General features: G+C 72.3%; 20 protein-coding genes. 16 read left to right on the forward strand and 4 right to left on the reverse strand.

All coding sequences use genetic code 11. The annotated features are described in order from the left end of the window. Positions 1-6: 6 nt before the first annotated feature. From OIE53_RS21450 to OIE53_RS21460, 3 genes are all read left to right on the forward strand, one after another. Complete coding sequence (locus OIE53_RS21450) at positions 7-1,164, forward strand: FAD-dependent oxidoreductase (RefSeq protein ID WP_327023313.1); 1,158 nt, start codon at positions 7-9, stop codon at positions 1,162-1,164. Positions 1,165-1,199: 35 nt separating this feature from the next. Next, the gene (locus OIE53_RS21455; RefSeq protein ID WP_327023314.1) at positions 1,200-1,715 is read left to right on the forward strand and encodes a DUF3592 domain-containing protein; all 516 of its coding nucleotides are present in this window, start codon (positions 1,200-1,202) and stop codon (positions 1,713-1,715) included. A 138-nt stretch (positions 1,716-1,853) separates the two neighbouring features. Continuing rightward, positions 1,854-2,321, forward strand: coding sequence for a hypothetical protein (locus OIE53_RS21460; protein WP_327023315.1), 468 nt, complete (start codon positions 1,854-1,856; stop codon positions 2,319-2,321). Here OIE53_RS21460 and OIE53_RS21465 read toward each other — a convergent pair. The 3 genes from OIE53_RS21465 to OIE53_RS21475 all read right to left on the reverse strand — a co-directional run bounded on the left by OIE53_RS21465 (position 2,304) and on the right by OIE53_RS21475 (position 6,018). Further along, the gene (locus OIE53_RS21465; protein ID WP_327023316.1) at positions 2,304-2,792 is read right to left on the reverse strand and encodes a GNAT family N-acetyltransferase; all 489 of its coding nucleotides are present in this window, start codon (positions 2,790-2,792) and stop codon (positions 2,304-2,306) included. The genes OIE53_RS21460 and OIE53_RS21465 overlap by 18 nt on opposite strands. Before the next feature lie 89 nt (positions 2,793-2,881). Then, positions 2,882-5,251 carry a glycoside hydrolase family 65 protein gene (locus OIE53_RS21470; RefSeq protein WP_327023317.1) on the reverse strand — a complete coding sequence of 790 codons (2,370 nt, stop codon included), beginning with the start codon at positions 5,249-5,251 and terminating at the stop codon, positions 2,882-2,884. 56 nt (positions 5,252-5,307) lie between these two features. Beyond that, a complete protein-coding gene (locus OIE53_RS21475; RefSeq protein WP_327027319.1) occupies positions 5,308-6,018 on the reverse strand; it encodes a prepilin peptidase in 711 nt (236 codons plus the stop codon). A gap of 674 nt (positions 6,019-6,692) precedes the next feature. Between OIE53_RS21475 and OIE53_RS21480 the strand changes: the two genes are divergently transcribed. The 12 genes from OIE53_RS21480 to OIE53_RS21535 are packed head-to-tail and all read left to right on the forward strand — an operon-like array spanning position 6,693 to position 15,655. After that, on the forward strand, positions 6,693-7,262 hold the full coding sequence (locus OIE53_RS21480) for a hypothetical protein (protein ID WP_327023318.1): 570 nt from the start codon (positions 6,693-6,695) through the stop codon (positions 7,260-7,262). Next, complete coding sequence (locus tag OIE53_RS21485) at positions 7,256-8,200, forward strand: hypothetical protein (RefSeq protein WP_393338680.1); 945 nt, start codon at positions 7,256-7,258, stop codon at positions 8,198-8,200. Before OIE53_RS21480 ends, OIE53_RS21485 begins: the two co-directional genes overlap by 7 nt. Continuing rightward, positions 8,197-8,859, forward strand: a complete 663-nt coding sequence (locus OIE53_RS21490) for an SAF domain-containing protein (RefSeq protein WP_327023319.1) — start codon at positions 8,197-8,199, stop codon at positions 8,857-8,859. The genes OIE53_RS21485 and OIE53_RS21490 overlap by 4 nt, the downstream gene beginning before the upstream one ends. Beyond that, a complete protein-coding gene (locus tag OIE53_RS21495; protein WP_327023320.1) occupies positions 8,859-9,659 on the forward strand; it encodes a ParA family protein in 801 nt (266 codons plus the stop codon). The genes OIE53_RS21490 and OIE53_RS21495 overlap by 1 nt, the downstream gene beginning before the upstream one ends. Continuing rightward, positions 9,649-11,184 (forward strand): CpaF family protein, encoded by a 1,536-nt coding sequence (locus OIE53_RS21500; protein WP_327023321.1) that lies wholly within the window; start codon positions 9,649-9,651, stop codon positions 11,182-11,184. Before OIE53_RS21495 ends, OIE53_RS21500 begins: the two co-directional genes overlap by 11 nt. 3 nt (positions 11,185-11,187) lie before the next feature. Next, positions 11,188-12,090: a type II secretion system F family protein gene (locus tag OIE53_RS21505; protein WP_327023322.1), complete on the forward strand. Its 903-nt coding sequence runs from the start codon at positions 11,188-11,190 to the stop codon at positions 12,088-12,090. After that, a complete protein-coding gene (locus OIE53_RS21510) occupies positions 12,087-12,950 on the forward strand; it encodes a type II secretion system F family protein (protein WP_327023323.1) in 864 nt (287 codons plus the stop codon). The genes OIE53_RS21505 and OIE53_RS21510 overlap by 4 nt, the downstream gene beginning before the upstream one ends. Positions 12,951-12,978: 28 nt before the next feature. Further along, a complete protein-coding gene (locus OIE53_RS21515) occupies positions 12,979-13,215 on the forward strand; it encodes a hypothetical protein (protein ID WP_327023324.1) in 237 nt (78 codons plus the stop codon). Positions 13,216-13,251: 36 nt separating this feature from the next. After that, complete coding sequence (locus tag OIE53_RS21520; RefSeq protein ID WP_327023325.1) at positions 13,252-13,662, forward strand: TadE family protein; 411 nt, start codon at positions 13,252-13,254, stop codon at positions 13,660-13,662. After that, positions 13,647-14,114: a TadE/TadG family type IV pilus assembly protein gene (locus OIE53_RS21525; RefSeq protein ID WP_327023326.1), complete on the forward strand. Its 468-nt coding sequence runs from the start codon at positions 13,647-13,649 to the stop codon at positions 14,112-14,114. The genes OIE53_RS21520 and OIE53_RS21525 overlap by 16 nt, the downstream gene beginning before the upstream one ends. After that, entirely contained in the window at positions 14,111-14,536 is a 426-nt protein-coding gene (locus OIE53_RS21530; RefSeq protein ID WP_327023327.1) for a pilus assembly protein TadG-related protein, read from the forward strand. Before OIE53_RS21525 ends, OIE53_RS21530 begins: the two co-directional genes overlap by 4 nt. Before the next feature lie 15 nt (positions 14,537-14,551). Beyond that, positions 14,552-15,655 (forward strand): LysM peptidoglycan-binding domain-containing protein, encoded by a 1,104-nt coding sequence (locus tag OIE53_RS21535; protein WP_327023328.1) that lies wholly within the window; start codon positions 14,552-14,554, stop codon positions 15,653-15,655. A gap of 33 nt (positions 15,656-15,688) precedes the next feature. Here OIE53_RS21535 and OIE53_RS21540 read toward each other — a convergent pair whose 3' ends face one another. After that, positions 15,689-16,540, reverse strand: a complete 852-nt coding sequence (locus OIE53_RS21540) for a Rieske (2Fe-2S) protein (RefSeq protein WP_327023329.1) — start codon at positions 16,538-16,540, stop codon at positions 15,689-15,691. A 195-nt stretch (positions 16,541-16,735) separates the two neighbouring features. Here OIE53_RS21540 and OIE53_RS21545 point away from each other — a divergent pair, with 195 nt between their 5' ends. Continuing rightward, complete coding sequence (locus OIE53_RS21545) at positions 16,736-17,671, forward strand: hypothetical protein (protein WP_327023330.1); 936 nt, start codon at positions 16,736-16,738, stop codon at positions 17,669-17,671. Positions 17,672-17,675: the final 4 nt, after the last annotated feature.

Here is a 17,675-nt window from a genome sequence, read left to right on the forward strand (position 1 = left end):
GGACGGATGAGGCGAGCGGTGATCGTCGGGGCGGGCATCGCCGGTCTGGCCGCGGCAACACGGCTGGGCCGCGACGGCTGGCGGACGACCGTGGTGGAGCGGGCCCCGGGCCGGCGCAGCAGCGGCTACCTGGTGAACCTGCTCGGGTCGGGGTACGACGCCGCGCAGCGGCTCGACCTGCTTCCCGCACTCTCCGACCGCGCGCTGAGCTCCTTCTCCACCGTGCTGGTCCGCGCGGACGGTCGGCCGAAGTTCACCGTGCCGGCGGCCCTGGCCGAGGCCACCCTGGGCCCGCGCGCCATGACGGTGTTCCGGGGCGACCTGGAGGCCGCGCTGTACGACACGGCCCGCGAGCACACCGAGTTCCGCTTCGGCACCACCGCCACCGGGATCGACCAGGATGCCGACCAGGTACGGGTCGAGCTCAGCGACGGCAGCACCGAGGAGGTCGACCTGCTCGTCGGCGCCGACGGGGTGCACTCCGCCACCCGTGCGTCCGTGTTCGGCGCGCAGCACCGGGTAGACCTGCCGTACGTGGTGGCGGCGGTCCCGCTCGCCGAGCCGGTGGCGGAGGTGCCCGGGTCGTCCGCGACGACCTTCATCGGGCCCGGCCGGACGGCAGCGGTCATCAACCTGGGGCCCGGCCGATCCTCGGCGTTCTTCACCTACCGCTGCCAGGATCCGGGGCGGGAGGTGGCGCGGGGTGCCCTCGACGCCCTGGGGGCGGCCTTCGCCGACCTCAGCGGGGGCGTACCCGAGGCGCTCCGACAGGTGGCCGACGATCCCGCCAGCGCCTACTTCGACCAGGTCAGCCAGGTGGTCATGCCACGGTGGAGCGACGGCCGGGTGGTGTTGCTCGGAGATGCCGCCTGGTGCGTCACCCTTTTCGCCGGGCATGGCGCCGCCCTGGCCCTGGCCGGTGCGGACCGGCTCGGCGCCGCCCTGAGCCGGACCGGCCAGGACATTCCCGCCGCCCTCGCCGGATGGGAGGCGTCGCTACGACCGGAAGTCGTCAAGCGGCAGGCACTCGCCCGTCGCGGCATGCACCAGTACGCCCCACCGAGCCGCGCCCAGGTGTGGCTGAACGAGGTAGCGATGCGCGCGATCACCCTGCCCGGCGTACGTGGTGTGCTGCGGCGCGCGGTCGAACGGCAGAACCGCTGACCCGTCCGGTTGCCGACCGCAGGCAGGATGGCAGCGTGGGTTGGCGGGAGCGGCGGAAGCCGCGCAGGCTGCGCAGCCGATGGCTGCCCGGCTACTGGCTGCGCCACCCGCTGACCGGGATCGTGCTGCTGGTCGCGATGGTGGTGGTGATCGTGTCGCTTGAGGGGCGGTCGATCCACCGGACCCACCGGCTGGACACCCATGGTGTGCAGGCCGAGGCGACCGTACGCGAGGTGCATGCGCTGGGCAGGAACTCGTACGTGCTGGTCGCCTTCACCACCGCCGAGGGCCGCCAGGTCGTCGCGGAGGTCACCGACTACAGGTGGGTTCCGGGACCCAAGGTCGGTGACATCGCCACCGTGCGGTACGACCCCGCCGATCCACGACGCAACGTCCGCGACGTTCGGATCGATGACGGCTACCTGGAGCCCGTGGTCATCATCGCCGTGACGGTGATGTTCGGGGTCGTCGGCGGCGTGCTGCTCTGGTGGACCCGGTCGATGTGGCGGCAGAACGCCGAGGATTGGCGTTCCGGACGCCACTTCGCCTGACGAAGCCGGGTAGGGGTGGTCATCTTCGGCGGCTCTGGCCCCGGCCAGCTCCGGTAGGGGTGCCGTGTCGTTGATCCGGTTGTGCCCGTTGCCCGCCGGTGACCACGGTGGGAGCGTCGACCAACCGGGAGGTACGCCGTGACCAGCGAACGCGAGACCGTCGAGGTCGACCCCGAACTGTTCCAGGCCGTCTACGACTCACCCGCCTCGCTGCCGGGCCGACACCGCTGGACCACCCCGGAGACGGACGTACGGCGGATCGAGAAGCTGCTGAACATGCCGCCGCGCACCATCGGCGCTCCGCTGTGGGTCAGCGGCGACGAGCCGGACTGCCCTAAGTGCGCTCGCCGGATCAGCTGGTACGACATCGTCTCCTCGGCGCTCAAGGGCGTGCACGACCCGATGATGATCGCCACGGTGATCCTCGGCGAGCGCCGCTACGTCAACACCGGCCTCCCCGATGCCATCGCGGGCGTACGCTGCGCCGACTGCCGCACCCCGATCGAGGGCCTGCGCAGCTTCAAGTGCCACAACTGGGCGTACGCCTTCGAGGCGCTGACCGCCGTACGGGAGCGGATGGCGGGCGGCTCAGCCCTCGGCGAGTAGCGACAGCACGTGCCGCAGCCCGGGACGACCGTCGATCGACACCTCACCGGTCGGGGTGAACCCGGTACGCCGGAGCACCGCCAGCGAGGCGGAATTGTCCAGGGTGGTCACGGCGGTCAGCCGGCGCAGCCCGTACGCCTGACGGGCTAGAGCGGCCACCCGGCGTACGCCGTCGGTGGCCACCCCGCGCCCGGCGGCGCGCTGCGCCACCCGGTAGCCCAACTCGGCCTCGCCCGCGGCCACGTCGACCAGGTTGAACCGGCCCAGCACCTCCCCCTGGTCGACCAGTACGTGGAAGTGGCAGCGCCCGGTGGCCTGCTCGGCCAGCAGGGCGGCGTGCCGGTCGGCGAACGTGGCGAAGTAGTCGTCGCCCCGGTCCGGCACCGAGGCGGCGAACCACGCGCGGTTGTCGCGTTCGAAGGCCAGCAGCGGTTCTGCGTGCTCGGCGCTGAGCCGTTCCAGTTCGGGCATCCGCGCACCTTACGCGGCCCGCCGCCCGCAAGCCGAGTTGTTAACAGGGGGCCCTTGCTCTACCGGAGGCGTTAATAAGGTGCCCTTCCTTACCGCCCCTTGGGGCGGCGGCCGTCCGGGGAATGCGGTTCGGGCCCGAAGTCGGGCACCGACGGCATCGGCCGCGTCGCCGGTTCTCCGGCGCTGACCCGTAGCCGCTCGCCGTGGTGCCACAGCTCGACGGTGGTTCCGGTGGGAGCGTCGGGCAGTTCGTAGCGGGCCTCATCGGCGGTGAGGGTGACCAGTAGCCGATGCCCGTGCCAGCACAGGCTGAACGCCAGCCGCTCGATCCGGTCCGGCAGCCGGGGGTCGAAGGAGAGCAGTTCCCGGTCGTCGCGCATCCCGCCGAAGCCCTGCACCAGGGCCAGCCAGGCGCCGCCCAGGGAGGCCAGGTGCAGGCCGTCGCCGGTCTTGTCGCCGAGATCCTCCAGGTCCTGCAACACCGACTCGGTGAACAGGTCGTACGCCAGGTCGAGGTGACCCAGCTCGGCGGCGAGGACCCCCTGTGGGCTGGCCGACAGGGAGGAGTCCCGGACCGTCCGGGGCTGGTAGTAGGCGAAGTTGGCGGCCTTCTCCTCGGCGCTGAACTCGCCCGGGCAGCGTTGCATCGCCAACACCAGGTCGGCCTGCTTGACCACCTGGTGCCGGTACAGCTCCAGGTAGGGGAAGTGCAGCAGCAGGGGGTAGTCCTCCTCGCTGGTGCCGGCGAAGTCCCACTCGGGCTGCTCGGTGAAGCCGGCGGACTGCTGATGCACCCCCCGTTTGGCGTCGTACGGCAGGGTCATGGCCTCGGCCGCGGCCTGCCAGGCGGTCACCTCCGCCGGGTCGACCCCCAACCGACCCGCCGCCTCGGGGTGGCGTCGCACCGCCTCGGCGGCGCCGCGCAGGTTCCGCCGGGCCATCAGGTTGGTGAACAGGTTGTCGTCGACCAGGGCCGAGTACTCGTCCGGGCCGGTGACCCCGGTGATGTGGAAGCGGCCGTCGTCGGTGTAGTGCCCGTATCCGGCCCACAGCCGGGCGGTGGCCACCAGCAGGTCCAGTCCGGGCCCGGCCAGGAACTCCTCGTCCCCGGTGGCGGTGACGTAACGCAGCACCGCGTCCGCGATGTCGGCGTTGACATGCAGCCCGGCCGTGCCGGCGGGCCAGTACCCGGAGCACTCCTGTCCCCCGATGGTGCGCCAGGGGAAGGTGGCCCCGGTCAGCCGCAGCTCCGCCGCCCGCTCCACCGCCTGGGGCAGGTGGGCGTGTCGCCAGCGCAGGGCGGCCCGGGCCACCTCGGGCGCCACATAGGTGAGCACCGGCAGGACGTAGCCTTCGGTGTCCCAGAGCACATGGCCGTCGTACCCGTTGCCGGTCAGTCCCTTGGCGGGGATGGTCCGGTCCCCGTCGGGGCGACCCGCCTGGATCAGGTGGAACATCGCGAACCGGATCGCCTGTTGCAGCTTGTCGTCACCGTCGAGCAGCACATCGGCGGTACGCCAGGCGGCCTCCAGGGCGGCCCGTTGTTCCTCGCGCAGGGCGGCGAAGCCGTCCGCCCGGGCGGCCAGCGCCTCGGTCATCACCTGGTCGGCCAGGTCGCCGGGCGAGGTGCCGTCGACCGGCTCCCACTCGTACGCCGCGAAGGTGGTCAGGGTGACCCGCTCACCGGGGGACAGGGTCCCGGTGAGGCTCAGCCGGATCCGGTCCTCGGTGGCGTCCAGGCTGTCCGAGAAGTGATCGGGTGTCGTCGGCTGGTGTGCCACCGCGACGGCCACCCGCTGGCCGCTGTGCTCGGTGCGGTGCACCAGCACCCCGGCGGTGCCGTCGACCTGGTGCAGCTCACCGGCCAGCGGATCGTCGATGACGGCGGCGGCGCGCGGGTCGTCGGCGCGGTCCGGGATGGGCTCGTTGGCCACCAGGTCGGCGCAGATCCTCAGCTCGACCGGCTCGTCCAGGGCTTCCACCGTCCACTCGACCGCCCCCACCCGGCGACGTCGCAGGGACACCAGTCGGGTGCTGCGTATCCGGACCGGATGCCCGCCGGGGGAGGTCCATTCGGTACGGCGGTGCAGCACCCCGGCGCGCAGGTCGAGCACCTGCTCGTGGTCGTGCAGGGTCCCGGTCCGGACGTCCAGGGGGTCGCCGTCGACCCAGAGCCGGATGAGGCTGGCGTTCGGTGCGCTGATCACCGTGTCGGACAGTTGCGGGAAGGCGTAGCCGTCCTCGGGGTAGTTCAGCTTGCGTCGCTCGTGGAAGCCGTTGAGGTAGCTGCCGGGCATGTCGCAGGGTCGGCCCTCGTCGAGGGTGCCGCGCCAGCCCAGCCAGCCGTTGCTCAACGCGAACACCGACTCGGTCTCACCGAGCCGATCCAGGTCCTCGTGGGTACGCCGGATCCGCCAGCACTCGTCCGGCTCCGACGAGCGATCGGGGGTGCGCTGCACTACGCCTCCTGACGGGGGTTCGAAACGGTGGCAGACCCAATTCCCCGTCGCCCCGCTCACCACACCAGCAGCAGCGCCCCCAGGGTGCCGAGCACCAGGTACGGCCCGAAGGGCAGGTGCGAGGACCAGCGGGCCCGACCGGTGACCAGCAGCCCGAGGGCCACCAGGCCGGACATGGTCACCGCTAGCAGCAACCCCAGCACCGGCATCGCCCAGCCGTACCAGCCGAGCAGGGCACCCGCACCCAGGGCCAGTTTGGCGTCCCCGATACCGAAGCCCCGGGCCCCGAACAGCAGGGTGGTCAGGGCGAAGAAGCCGGCCAGGCCGAGGGCCGAGGCGGTGGCCCACAGCCATGGGGTCGGCCCGGTGTCGACAAGCGCGGTGAGGCCTAGCAGCAGCCAGGTGCCGGCGGCTGCCGGCAGGGTCAGCCGGTCGGGCAGCCGGTGGACCGCCAGGTCGATGAAGATCAGCGGCACCGCGAAGACCAGCCACCAGGCCGCGGCGATCAGTTCCCCTGCGGGCGGACCGGCCAGCAGGAGCAGGGCGACGGCGACCAGGGTGGCCAGTTCCACCGTGCCCGGTGGGGCCCCGATGCGGGCGCGGCAGGTGCCGCAGCGGGCGGTCGGGCCCAGTGCCGGCCAGGGCCGGTCCAGGCGGATCGGGGTGCCGCATGCCGCGCAGCCGCTGCGCCGCTCGGTTCCCGGGGGTACGGCGTGCCGGGCGACGGCGTACCGCAGCAGAGGGGTGAGGGTCAGCCCGGCCGCCATCCGGGACCACCGGCCAGCGGAGGTGGCCGGTGGGCGGGCCGGGCTGTCGGAGCGCGCCGGCTCGGTGGCGGAGGGCCGGGTCACGCCGACCACCCCACCGAAGTGAACACGGTACGTAGTCTGGCCGCTCGGATGCCGTGGTCAACCGGAGGTTGCGAAACGGAACCCTCAAGGTCGACCGCGACTGGGCCGACCGACCCCTCCCGCGTTGATGGGACTCCCATGGCGCGCAATTGACGGTCGATTATGCGCGCCTGATCGGGGGACGGATCGGTCCACAAGCCACTTCCCACCCCACCCCGGCGGGCCTCGGCCTCCTGTCCACGGGACTGGATTCCCGCCGGGCGCCGCCCGGGCCCCAGCCCCGTCAACACCTCCCCGACCGGCCTCGGCAACCCTGCGGTAACCATCGAGCACCACCACCGTCCATGACCCAGAGTAGTCACATGAATTGCCTCTGTTGCATCGGCCGGCGTCAGCTTATGCTCGCCCCTTGGATGTGACGCAACCCACGTCCGGTGGCCATAACCACCCAGGACAGTGCATTTGCGGAAGATCCACAAGGGCAAATGCGACTGCGTATCGGACCGGCCCGGAGAGGAACATCCGGTCGCGCCGCCGCACGCCCAAAGAGTCGGCGACGGCGGTCGCCGGGTCGGTACCGAGGAGGCACGGTGCGAGCACGGCAGTTGAGTCGCTGGACGGCCGGCCTGGTCGCGGTGGCCACGGTCGGCGCGACCACCGCCTGCGCCAGCCCACCGGAGGCCACCGGCGGACCCTTACCGGACCGCAGCCGGACCACCGGCGACGAACGGGCCGCCGAGGAGAAGGCCGCCGAGAAGGCGGCCCTGAAGGCGTACGCCGGTTATCTGACCGCCTCCCGCGCGGCCAGCCGCAACAGTGACCCGCAACATCCGGAACTCACCCGGTTCCTGGCCGACCCCCTGCTGACCCGGGTCCGGCTGAGCCTCGTGCAGGCTCGCGCCAACGGTGCGGTCAGCGCGGGAACCCTGCGCTCCGATCCCGAGGTCATCTCGATCGACCTGGACGGCAAACCACCGGCCGTGGAGATACAGGACTGTGTCGACGCCACCGGCTACCGGCTGGTCTACGTCGCCGACAAGAAGAAGGTCGTGCCGGGCACCCGGGGCACCCGTCACCTGGCCACCGCCACGGCCACCCGCTATCCGGACGGTCGCTGGCTGATCAGCAGCGGCTCCGCCCACCCGGACCAGCCGTGCTGACCCGGGCGGCACACCACCGGGCGCCCCGCCGGGCGCTGCGCCGGGTGCTGCTCGGCGCCACTCTGACCCTGTTGCTGGTCACCGGCCCGCAGGTGCCGGCCGGTGCGGCCGACCCGGGCGCCGAATGCCCACCGGCCCAACCCAACTGCAACGTCTGGGACGACGACCCGGGCACCCCCGGTGGCGGGGGCAACGGTGGCGACGACGGCGGGAACAACGGTGGTGGAAGTGGCGGCGGCGGAGTCTGCCAGTGGCGGGGGCAGACCGTCCCCTGCTACCACGAGGACGCGGGCTGGTTCAACAGCTCAGACGGCTGCTACTACCAGCTCTCCGAGCCTCAGCAGGAGGCACCCGAGGGGTGGCAGTGGTACACGGTCACCTGCGACGCCATCTCGCTGGGCAGCGTACGCACCGAGCTGAGGGAGGAGCCGCCGCCGGGCTTCGGTGCTCCGCCGGACCCGGAGGAGCTGGCCCGCCGGGCCTTCGCCTCGATCACCCTGCTGGCCCCCCGAGCGGCCGTCGCCCCCCGCAAGGACATCGGCCCCGGGCTGGTCGGGCTGCCGGTCTGGATGTGGGCCAGCCGAGGTCCCACCTACTTCGGCCCGCAAGGCGCCTCCGCCTCCGATCGAGGTCTGACGGTCACCATCGAGGCCGAGGTCGACCGGATCGTCTGGGACATGGGCAACGGCGACAAGGTGACCTGCGACGGCCCCGGCACCGCGTACGACCGGCGGGGTCGACACGCCGGGCAGCGCTCCCCCGACTGCGGCTACCACAACGGCTACACCAAGGCCGGCACCTACCGGGTTCAGGCCACGACGCACTGGAGCGTCACCTGGCGCAGCAGCAGCGGCACGACCGGGAGCATCGGTGGGGTCACGCGCACCACCGGCCCGGTGGAAATCCAGATCAACGAGCTTCAGGTGGTGACCCGATGAGCGTGGCGACCCGCAACGGACCCTCTCCAGTGGACGCACCGGTCGCCCCACCCAAGGTGGTCCGGCAACGCCGGGTCCGCCCCGGGCTGCTCGGGCTGGCCGTACTGCTGATCGCCCTGGGTGGGCTGGGTTCGGCCTTCGCGGTCACCTCGGTCCGGGCGACCGGCAGCTACCTGGCGATCGCCCGGTCGGTGGAGGTCGGCAGCGTGCTCAGCGCCAGTGACCTGGTCTCCGTGCAGGTGGCCGGTGGGCAGGGGCTCGACCCGGTGCCGGCCGGTCGACTGGCCGAGGTGGTAGGCATGCGGGCCGCCGTCTCGCTGGCCCCCGGCACCTTGCTGACCATGGCGCAGCTCACCGACAAGCCCCTGCTAGGCCCGGGTCAGCAGCAGATCGCCCTGGGGTTGCGTACCGCCCAGGTGCCGGCCCCCAAGCTTCGCCCCGGCGACCAGATTCTGCTGGTCAGCACCCCCCGCGACGACAACAGCAGCAACTCGTCCTCCGGCACCACCCGGTTCACCGCCACCGTCACCGACGCGGTCAGCACGGACGGCCGCGACGAGGTGGTGGTCTACCTGGCCCTGGCCGTCCGGGACGTACCGGCGGTGGTGGCGTTGGCCGCGCAGGACCGTCTCGCGGTCGTACTCACCAAGGCGGCCTGATGGCACTCATCGCGCTGGTATCGGCCAAGGGTTCGCCCGGGGTGACCACCACGGCGCTTGCCTGCGCGCTGAGCTGGCATCGCCGGGTGGTCCTGGCCGAGTGCGACCCGGCCGGCGGCTCGATCCTCGCCGGCTACCTGGGCGGCGCCCTGGAGGGGCCACGCGGCCTGGGTGAACTGGCCGTCGGGGAACTGCGCGACGGCAACCTGGACACGGCCTTCTGGTCGCAGCTTGTCGATCTGGACGCGCCGCGTCGGGAACGTCTGCTGTTGCCCGGCGTGGTGGACCCGGCCCAGGCCGGCAGTGTCATCCCGCTGTGGCAGCGGTTCGCGGACTTCTTCACCGGGCTGGAACACGGCGACCCCCCGTACGACGTGATCGTCGACTGTGGTCGGCTGCAGGTGGTCGGCCCGCCCTGGCCCCTGCTGCGGGCCGCCTCGGTGGTGCTGGTGGTCACCCGGGCGCAGCTACCCGACCTGTCCGGCACCCGGGCCATGCTCAAGACCCTGGAACGGGACTTCGCCGAGCATCGGGTGGAGCCCGGCACCCTGCGGCTGCTGCTGATCGGCGACGGCCACGGCAAGGGCGAGATCAGCAAGGCCCTCCAGCTACCGGTGATCGCCCGGCTGCCGCACGATCCGCGTACCGCCGGGGTGTTGAGCCTGGGCGGCACGGTGCGCGCCGGGCGGCCGTTGCTGCGGGCCGCCCGCGAGCTGGAGGTGCCGGTCGGGGCCCTGCTGGAACGGCGCCGAGCCCGCCTGGCCTGGCCGGTCTCGCAGGGGGTGCCGGATGCGCTTTGAGCCGGTCTCCTCGGATCCTCGTCGGCAGCCACCCGGAGCCACCTCGATCGCCCCGCCGTTGCCCCCGGCCAACGGTAGACACCACACCGCCCCGCCGGTGCCGGTGTCGGCGGTGCCGGCGACGGCCGAACCCGCACCCCGGGCCCGGGTGGACTTCCAGGTGGTCCGGGAGCTGCGCCGTCAGCTCAGCGAGGAGCTGACCCGGTGGCAGCGGGGCCGGGAGTTCAGTGTCGACGAGGAGGACACCGAGCGGGCCCGGCTGGCGGTGCTGCTGGTGGCCGAGTACGCCGACTCGGTGCGCCGGGCCGGCACCCCGATGGCCGCCGGGGAGGAACGGCTGCTGCTCGACCAGGTCACCGCCGAACTGGCCGGTCTCGGTCGACTTCAGACCCTGCTGGTCGACGACACCATCGAGGAGGTGCACATCCTCGGCTGCGACCAGGTGCGGATCACCCGGCACGGGGGTGGGGTGGACTGGGTCGAGCCGATCGCGGACAGCGACGACGAGTTGGTGGAGATCCTCCAGGCGGCGGCCCGCCGGGCCGGGGCCACCGAACGGTCCCTGTCCACCTCGAAGCCGACCCTGGACCTGCAACTGCCCGACGGCAGCCGACTGGCGGCGGTGTTCCTGGTCAGCCACCGCCCGTACGCGGTGATCCGCAAGCACAACACCCTCGAGGTGACCCTGGACGACCTGGCCGGCAGCCGAGCCGACCTGGACGAGATGATCGACCCCCTGGTGCGGGACTTCCTCCGCGCCTCGATGCGGGCCGGACTGAACATCATGGTCGCCGGGCTGGCCGGGGCCGGTAAGACCACGGTCATCCGGGCCCTGATGAGCGAGATCCCACCCGACGAGCCGTACGTGCTGCTGGAGGAGAGCCGGGAGTTGCTGCCGGCCCGCCGGACCGGACGGCACCGGGCGGTGATGAGCTTCGAGGCCCGCGAGGGGCACGGTGAACGCGGGCCGGACGGTCGACCGGCCGGTGAGATCAGCATCGCCGACCTGATCCCGGTGTCACTGCGGATGGGGGTACTGCGGATCATCGTCGGTGAGGTGCGGTCCCGGGAGATCGTGCCGATGCTCCAGGCGATGACCACCAGCCGGGGGTCGATGTGCACGATCCACGCCCGTACCCCGGGTGGGGTCAGCGAACGGATCATCGAGTTGGCCCTGGCCCACGGCCGGGAGATGACGGTCGACCAGGCCCGCCGGATGGCCGGCAACGCGCTCGACCTGATCGTCTACGTCACCGTAGAGGACGAGACCGGCATCGGCGGGCGCAAGCACCGGTTCGTCTCCCACATCGAGGAGGTGATCGGGGTCGGTGACGGCAACCGGATCACCACCACGAAGGTGTTCGCGCCCGGCCCGGACGGTCGGGCGGTGCCCCGACACCTGCCCGAACGGGTCCGGGACCAGTTGCTGCGGGTGGGCTACGACGCCCGGCTGTTGAGCCGCTGGATCGAGGCCGGGCAGGGTGCCTGGCGCCGCCCCAAGCAGACCCGACTAGGTCGGCGGTGAGCGGTGCTCGACAACATCGAACTCCTCGCCGTGGTCTCCGGGGCGGCCTGCGTGGCCGGGCTGGTGTTGACCGTCGTGGCCCTGGTCGGCACCCGCCGCCCGCCCGGCCCCGCACCGGGCGCGGGCCCGGGGATCAGCCGGTTGTGGCGCGGCTCCGGCACCACCCTCCGCGAGCAGCAGGCCCATCAGGCCCTGCTGCTCGGCGCGGTGGTCGCGGGCGCCCTGGCCTTCCTGTTGACCGGGCTGCCGGTGGTCGGTCTGCTGGTAGCGGTCGCGGTGCCGGGCACCCCCTGGCTGTTCTCGGTCGGCCGGGCCGAACAGCGGGCCATCGCCCGGATCGAGGCGGTCGGTGAGTGGACCCGCCGACTCAAGGACGTCTCCGCCACCGGGCAGGGACTCCAGCAGGCGATCATCGGCACGGTCGGCACCGCGCCGGAGGAGATCCAGGAGGAGGTACGGCTGCTCGCCGCCCGGCTCCAGGCCGGTTGGCTGGCCCGCTCCGCCCTGCTGGCCTTCGCCGACGAGATCGGCGACCCGGTCTGCGACCAGGTGGTGGCGGCCCTGATCCTGCACCTGACCGACCGGGGGGAACGGCTCGGCGACGTGCTCGGTTCCATTGCCTCGGCGGCGGCGGCCGAGGTGACCACCCGCCGGGAGATCGAGGCCAAGCGCACCCAGCCCCGGTTCGCGGTCCGGTTCCTCACCGGGATGACCCTGGCCACCATCGCGTACGGGCTGTTCAACGCCGAGTACGTGCAGCCGTACGGCACCTTCTTCGGGCAGTTGGTGATGGCGGTGCTGGGTGCCGCCTTCGTCGGCCTGCTGGCCTGGGTGCGCTCGATGAGCCAGCCGCCCCGACCGGCCCGCTTCCTGCCCACCCCCGATCCCCACGAGGTGGTGGCGTGAACCTGCATCTCACCATCGCCGTGGTCGCCGGAGCGGCGGTCGGGCTGGGGGTCTTCCTGGTGGTACGCGAACTGGTGCCGGCCACCCCCGCACTGGGCCCGGCGTTGCGCCGGCTGCACCCGCCGCCCGGAGCCGCCCGACCCACCCCGGTCGACCGTCGACTGGACTGGCTAACCGGCCTGGCCCGCTGGCTGCGCCCCCCACACCGACAGCTGGCCCTGCTGGACCGCACCCCGGAGCAGTACGCCCTCTCCATGGTGTTGTCGGCCCTGATCGGGCTCGCCGCACCGGCCCTGCTCAGCTTCACCCTGTTCGCCGTCGGCATCTCGCTGCCGGTGGCCGTACCGGTGCTGGGCAGCCTGGGCCTGGCGGCCCTCTGTGCCCTGGTGGCGCATCGGGCGGTGCTGACCCGGGCCGAGGCCGCCCGGGAGGAGTTCCGCCAGGCAGTCTGCACCTACCTGGACCTGGTGGCGTTGCAGTTGGCTGCCGCGCACGGCCCGGTGCAGTCGCTGGAACGGGCCGCGGCGATCTGCGAGGGCTGGGTCTTCGACCGGATCTCCGAGGCGCTGCGGATCGCCCAGATGCAGATGCACTCCCCCTGGGACGAGCTGCGTGACCTCGCCGACCGGATCGGCATCCCGGAGTTGGGCGACGTCGGGGCGATCATGCGCTCCTCCGGCAGCGAGGGTGCCCAGGTGCACGAGACCCTGCGCAGCCGCGCCGACTCACTGCGCGACCAGATCCGCACCGACAACCTGGCTCGGGCCGAGGGGGTGACCAGTCGGCTCGACATCCCCGGGGCCCTGCTGGTCTTCGTCCTGCTCGGCTTCGCCATCTATCCGTTCCTTGCCCGCCTCTGAATCCGACCCCCAAGCGAAGGAGCAGCCCATGTCCGCCCTCACCACACTGCCGGGCGCGCTGAACGCGCGACTGACCCAGCTGCACGTGGCGCTTCAGACCCGCCTGACGGAAATGCGCGGGGACCGTGGCGACAGCCCGGTGCCCACCGCCGTGATCATCTTCGGCCTGGTGGCCGTGGCGATGGCGGTGACCGCCGCCGCCCTCGGCGCGGCGAACGACTGGATGGACAACATCCCCACCCACCAGAACCCGACGACGCGCTGACCGATGCGCCGCGCTCTCTCCGCCGTAGGGTGCCGGATGGTCACGGCCATCCGGCACCACCGGCGCTCGGGCGACGGCGAACGGGGTGGCAACCCGGTCGAGTTGGCCGTGACCCTGCCGGCGATCCTGCTGATGCTGTTCGCCGCGATCCAGGTCGCCGCGGTCTTCGTGGCCCGCTCGACCGCGCTCAACGCCGCGCAGAGCGGTGTCAACGCCCAACGGCTGCACGAGGCCGCCCCGGACGCCGGTGCCCAGCGGGCGACGACCTTCCTCAACCAGGCGGGCGACTGGCTGGTCGGGTGGAAGGAGCCGGGGCCCAGTTGTGTCACCACGGCCACCGAGGTGACCTGCACGGTGACCGGTCGAGCCCTGTCGGTCGTACCGGGTGTCACCTTCTCCGTTCAACAGAGCGCACACGGGACGGTGGAACGATGGACCGATCCATGAGCCGGGGCTCGGTCTCGATCGAGGTGGCCGTGCTGGCACCGGCCTTCGTGGCGCTGATGGTGCTGGCCGGGGTCGCCGGTCGTACCGCCGTGGCCAGTGAGGCCCTGGAGGCCGCCGCCCATGACGCCGCCCGCGCGGCCTCGATCTCCCGGGACGCCCCCACCGCCCGCCGGGAGGCCCGGGAGGCGGCCCGGCAGCAACTCGACTGGCGGGGGGTGTCCTGCACCGGTGCCCCACAGCTCACCTTCCGGGGTACGGTCGACGGCCGGTCCACCACCTTCAACGCGGCCTTCCGCAGCCGGGTCGGGCAGGAGGCTTCCGTCACGGTGGAACTCGCCTGCACGGTGTCCTACCAGGACATCAAGCTCCCGATGCTGAACAAGATGCCCGCGGGCAACCGGATCACCGTCTCGTTCACCTCCCCCCTGGACCGCTACCGGAGCCGGGGATGACCGCCGGCCGGGGCGACGCCGGGCGGGTGAGCATCTTCCTCGCCGTAGCCCTCGTCGGGGTGCTGGCCATCATCGGCATGGCCTTCGACGGCGCAGGGCAACTGCGTACCCTCCAGCGGGCCGAGAACCTGGCCGCCGAGGCGGCGCGGGCCGGCGGGCAGGCCATCGACCGGGCCGCCGCCATCGAAGGTGGCCCCAAGCAGATCAACCAGCGGCAGGCCCGTCGGGCGGTGGCGGACTACCTGGCCGCCGCCGGGGCCAGTGGCCACACCGTCAGCTTCCCGGTGGTCGACGGCGAAACCCAGATCCGGGTACGCGTCACGGTCACCTACCGCCGGGCCATGCTCGGTCTCTTCGGCTTCTCCAACACCGTCACCGTCTCCGGTGAGGCGACCGCGCGGCCGCTGACCGGGCTCCCCTGAGAGAAGGAGGTCGTCATGGCCGCATCGGGTGGTACCGCCGTACGGCGCCTCGGTCGCATCCTGACCGGCTTCGGTGCCCTGGTCGTGCTGGTCGGCCTGCTGGTCGGCGGGCCGATCGCGTTGCTGGCCTTCGCCGGCAACCCGTTGCCGGACCACGTACCGACCCTGGCGGAGATCGGCACCACCCTGACCAGCCGGGACGACGGTCAACTGTTCCTGCGGGCGTTGGCCCTGGTCGGCTGGTTCGGTTGGGCCACCTTCGCCCTCTCGGTGCTGGTGGAACTGGGTGCCCAGACCCTGCGCCGACCCGCCCCCCGGCTGCCCGGGATGGGCCGACAGCAGCGGGCCGCCGCCGCCCTGGTCGGCTCGGTCGCGCTGATCCTCGTCGCCAGTCCGGCCGCCGCCGCCACCGCCGCGTACACCACCGGGCCGTACCAGGCCGCCCCCACCGCGACGGTCGCCTACGCCTCCTCCGCGACCGGCCTGACGGCGACGGGATCGGATATCCAGGCGACCGTACGGGCGGACCACGCCCCGGTCTATCAGGTGGCCAAGGGCGACTACCTGGGTAAGGTCGCCGACCGGTACCTGGACGACTTCGAGGACTACCGCGAACTGGCCACCCTCAACGGGCTGCGCAACCCGGACCAGATCCGCCCCGGCCAACTGATCAAGCTTCCGGCTCAGGCCCAGGACCAGGGGGTACGGCCGCACGCCACCGGTCGGCTGGTCACCCCGAAGGCGACCCCGGCCCGACCCTCGCCACAGCCGGGGTCGGCGACGCCACAGCCGAGCCAGACCACGCCGCAGCCGGGGTCGGCCACGACCGTGCCCGTCTCGCCGGAGGATCGGCAGCCGACCGCGCCCCGTGACGAGGCCGCCGAGGATCAGCCTCCGGTGGTGACGGTGGGCGCGGCCCGGGCCGGCGATCCCGACCGGGTGAACCGTCCGTTGGCCATCTCCGCCGTACTGGCCGTGGCCAGCATCGTCGGCGCGCAGATCGGCGCCGTGCTGGGCCTGCGCCGACGGCCCGTCACCACCACGGCCAGCAGCACCTGGCAGCACCGGCGCAGCAGCGCGCCCCGCGAACTTCCCACTGGCCGGCACCGCAAGGACTGAGGAACTGCCGATCCGGCGCCAGCGGCTCGCAAGTCAGGGCAGGCGTGCCTCGAGCTTGCCGTTGACCACGCGGGTGGGCAGGATCTGCTGGTCGTTCGAGGAGGGGCCGTGCACCACCTCGCCGCCGTTGAGGCGGAAGGTGCTGCCGTGCCAGGGGCAGACCACGCAGGCGTGTCCGTCGATCTCGCGTACCTCACCCTCGCCGAGCGGCCCGCTCTGGTGGGGGCAGCGCTCCAGCATCACGGTCACATCGTCCCCGTGCCGGTAGAGGATCACCGACACCTCGTCGACCTTGCGGGTGACCAGTTCCCGTTGGGGCAGGCTGGCCATCTCCCCGATGGTGTGCCACCCATCGCCGATCAGGTGCAGGTCGGAGACGGCGACATTCACCTGGGCACCCTGCTTGTACGCCAGGTGTCCACCGATGTACGCCCCGGCACTAGCGGCACTGAGTCCGAGGAAGCCCAGGGCGCGGCCGAGGCCGTGGCGGCCGGACAGCCGGGCGGCCAGCGAGCCCCCGTACAACACCAGGGCCACGCTGTTCGAGGCGGCGTGCACCAGGCCGACCCGGCGCTGGTCACGGGCCAGGGCCGCCCAGTCGTTGAGCCCCGCCACCGCGGAGGGCACGGCGCTGGCGGTGCCGACCGCGATGAGGGCGGTGGCCGCCCGCCGCTGACCCGGCAGCAGATCCAGTACGGCCGCACTCATCCAGGAACCGACCGTGACCTGCACCATCGCGGGGTGCAGCGGATGCCCCAGCCAGACCCCGTGCAGCAGATCCCGGACCCGCTGCCCCCGCAGGGTGCCCTGTACCGCGCGCTGCAACCGGTCGCCGAACCGGTCAAGGCGGGAGTTCTGCTCAATCTTCGTCAATAGCTCTCGCACGACTACCGACTTCCCACCCCAGGCCCCCCCAAACCGCCCCCCACCCCTCAATCTCCCCCACGCCCCACCCCCTCTCCCCGCCGATCTTGCACTTTTGGTCGCCGATATACCCCTTCCAGGCGGATTTGTCGAGGCAAAAAGTGCAAGATCGGCGGGGAGGGGCGGGGTGGGGGTGGGTGGGTTAGCCTGCTTCGGGTGGGGGAACAGGCGGGGGGCGTGGGGGCTAGGCGACGGACGGTGTTGGCTGCGGCCACGGCGGTCGGGCTGCTCGGCGGGGGGTGTGGTCCGGGCCCTTCATCAGCTGCCACCGAGTTGGATCTGGCGGGGCTTGTTGACGAGTTGACCGGGTCGTTGTCGGCGAACGAGCCGTACCGTGATCCGGATTCGGCGGAACGGCGTACGGCTGCGCGGGCGGCTCGGGCGCTGGTGGCCGGGGGCGACAAGACGGCAGGGGGCGACAAGACGGCGGAGGCCGACCGGCTCTTCGCCGACCTGGGGTTCCAGGCTCGGCACGGGGTCGATTCGGCTACCGGTCGGGAGTGCAGCAGCTACCTTGCCGGGGGTTCCGACAGCCGGACCTGGGGGGCGGTACTTGTCGACCGGTCCGCCACCCCCCGCACGGTGATCGAGGTGCCGCACCCCGGGTTCGACATCAACACCGAGAAGATCGGGCTGGCGTTGCACCGCCGGGTCCCCGGCAGTGTGCTCCTCGTCGCCGGCGCTCACCGGCAGGCCGCTGACGGTGCCGCCGACGTGGCCCACAACAACCGGTCCCTGTTCCACAGTCTGGCCGTGACCTTCGCCGAGGCCGGCCTGGACGAGATCCAGCTGCACGGCTTCGCCGACCGCAACCTGCCCTCCTCGGACGTCGTCGTGTCGACCGGTTCGGCACCGACGAACCGGCTGGCCCGCCGGATCGCCGACAGCCTCTCCGAGCTTGGTCTGCGCACCTGCCGGACCTGGGTACGCCGCTGCGGTCAACTGGAGGGACGCACCAACGAGCAGGGGCGCGCCGCCGCCGAGGCCGGGAGGGGCTTCGTCCACCTGGAGTTGAACTGGTCGATCCGCAGCGACTCGGCCACCGGCGACCGGGTGGTGGCGGCGCTGGCGGAGCGGCTCGCCGAGGACTGACCCC

Origin of the sequence: Micromonospora sp. NBC_01739, assembly GCF_035920385.1 — a bacterium.
GTDB lineage: Bacteria > Actinomycetota > Actinomycetes > Mycobacteriales > Micromonosporaceae > Micromonospora.

Bases quoted from the DNA above. Each gene is read 5' to 3' on its own strand.
- OIE53_RS21490 (WP_327023319.1), top strand. From the start codon at position 8,197: ATGAGCGTGGCGACCCGCAACGGACCCTCTCCAGTGGACGCACCGGTC.
- OIE53_RS21535 (WP_327023328.1), top strand. From the start codon at position 14,552: ATGGCCGCATCGGGTGGTACCGCCGTACGGCGCCTCGGTCGCATCCTG.
- OIE53_RS21465 (WP_327023316.1), bottom strand. From the start codon at position 2,792: ATGCCCGAACTGGAACGGCTCAGCGCCGAGCACGCAGAACCGCTGCTG.
- OIE53_RS21450 (WP_327023313.1), top strand. From the start codon at position 7: ATGAGGCGAGCGGTGATCGTCGGGGCGGGCATCGCCGGTCTGGCCGCG.
- OIE53_RS21530 (WP_327023327.1), top strand. From the start codon at position 14,111: ATGACCGCCGGCCGGGGCGACGCCGGGCGGGTGAGCATCTTCCTCGCC.
- OIE53_RS21475 (WP_327027319.1), bottom strand. From the start codon at position 6,018: ATGGCGGCCGGGCTGACCCTCACCCCTCTGCTGCGGTACGCCGTCGCC.
- OIE53_RS21515 (WP_327023324.1), top strand. From the start codon at position 12,979: ATGTCCGCCCTCACCACACTGCCGGGCGCGCTGAACGCGCGACTGACC.
- OIE53_RS21520 (WP_327023325.1), top strand. From the start codon at position 13,252: ATGGTCACGGCCATCCGGCACCACCGGCGCTCGGGCGACGGCGAACGG.
- OIE53_RS21495 (WP_327023320.1), top strand. From the start codon at position 8,859: ATGGCACTCATCGCGCTGGTATCGGCCAAGGGTTCGCCCGGGGTGACC.
- OIE53_RS21500 (WP_327023321.1), top strand. From the start codon at position 9,649: ATGCGCTTTGAGCCGGTCTCCTCGGATCCTCGTCGGCAGCCACCCGGA.
- OIE53_RS21525 (WP_327023326.1), top strand. From the start codon at position 13,647: ATGGACCGATCCATGAGCCGGGGCTCGGTCTCGATCGAGGTGGCCGTG.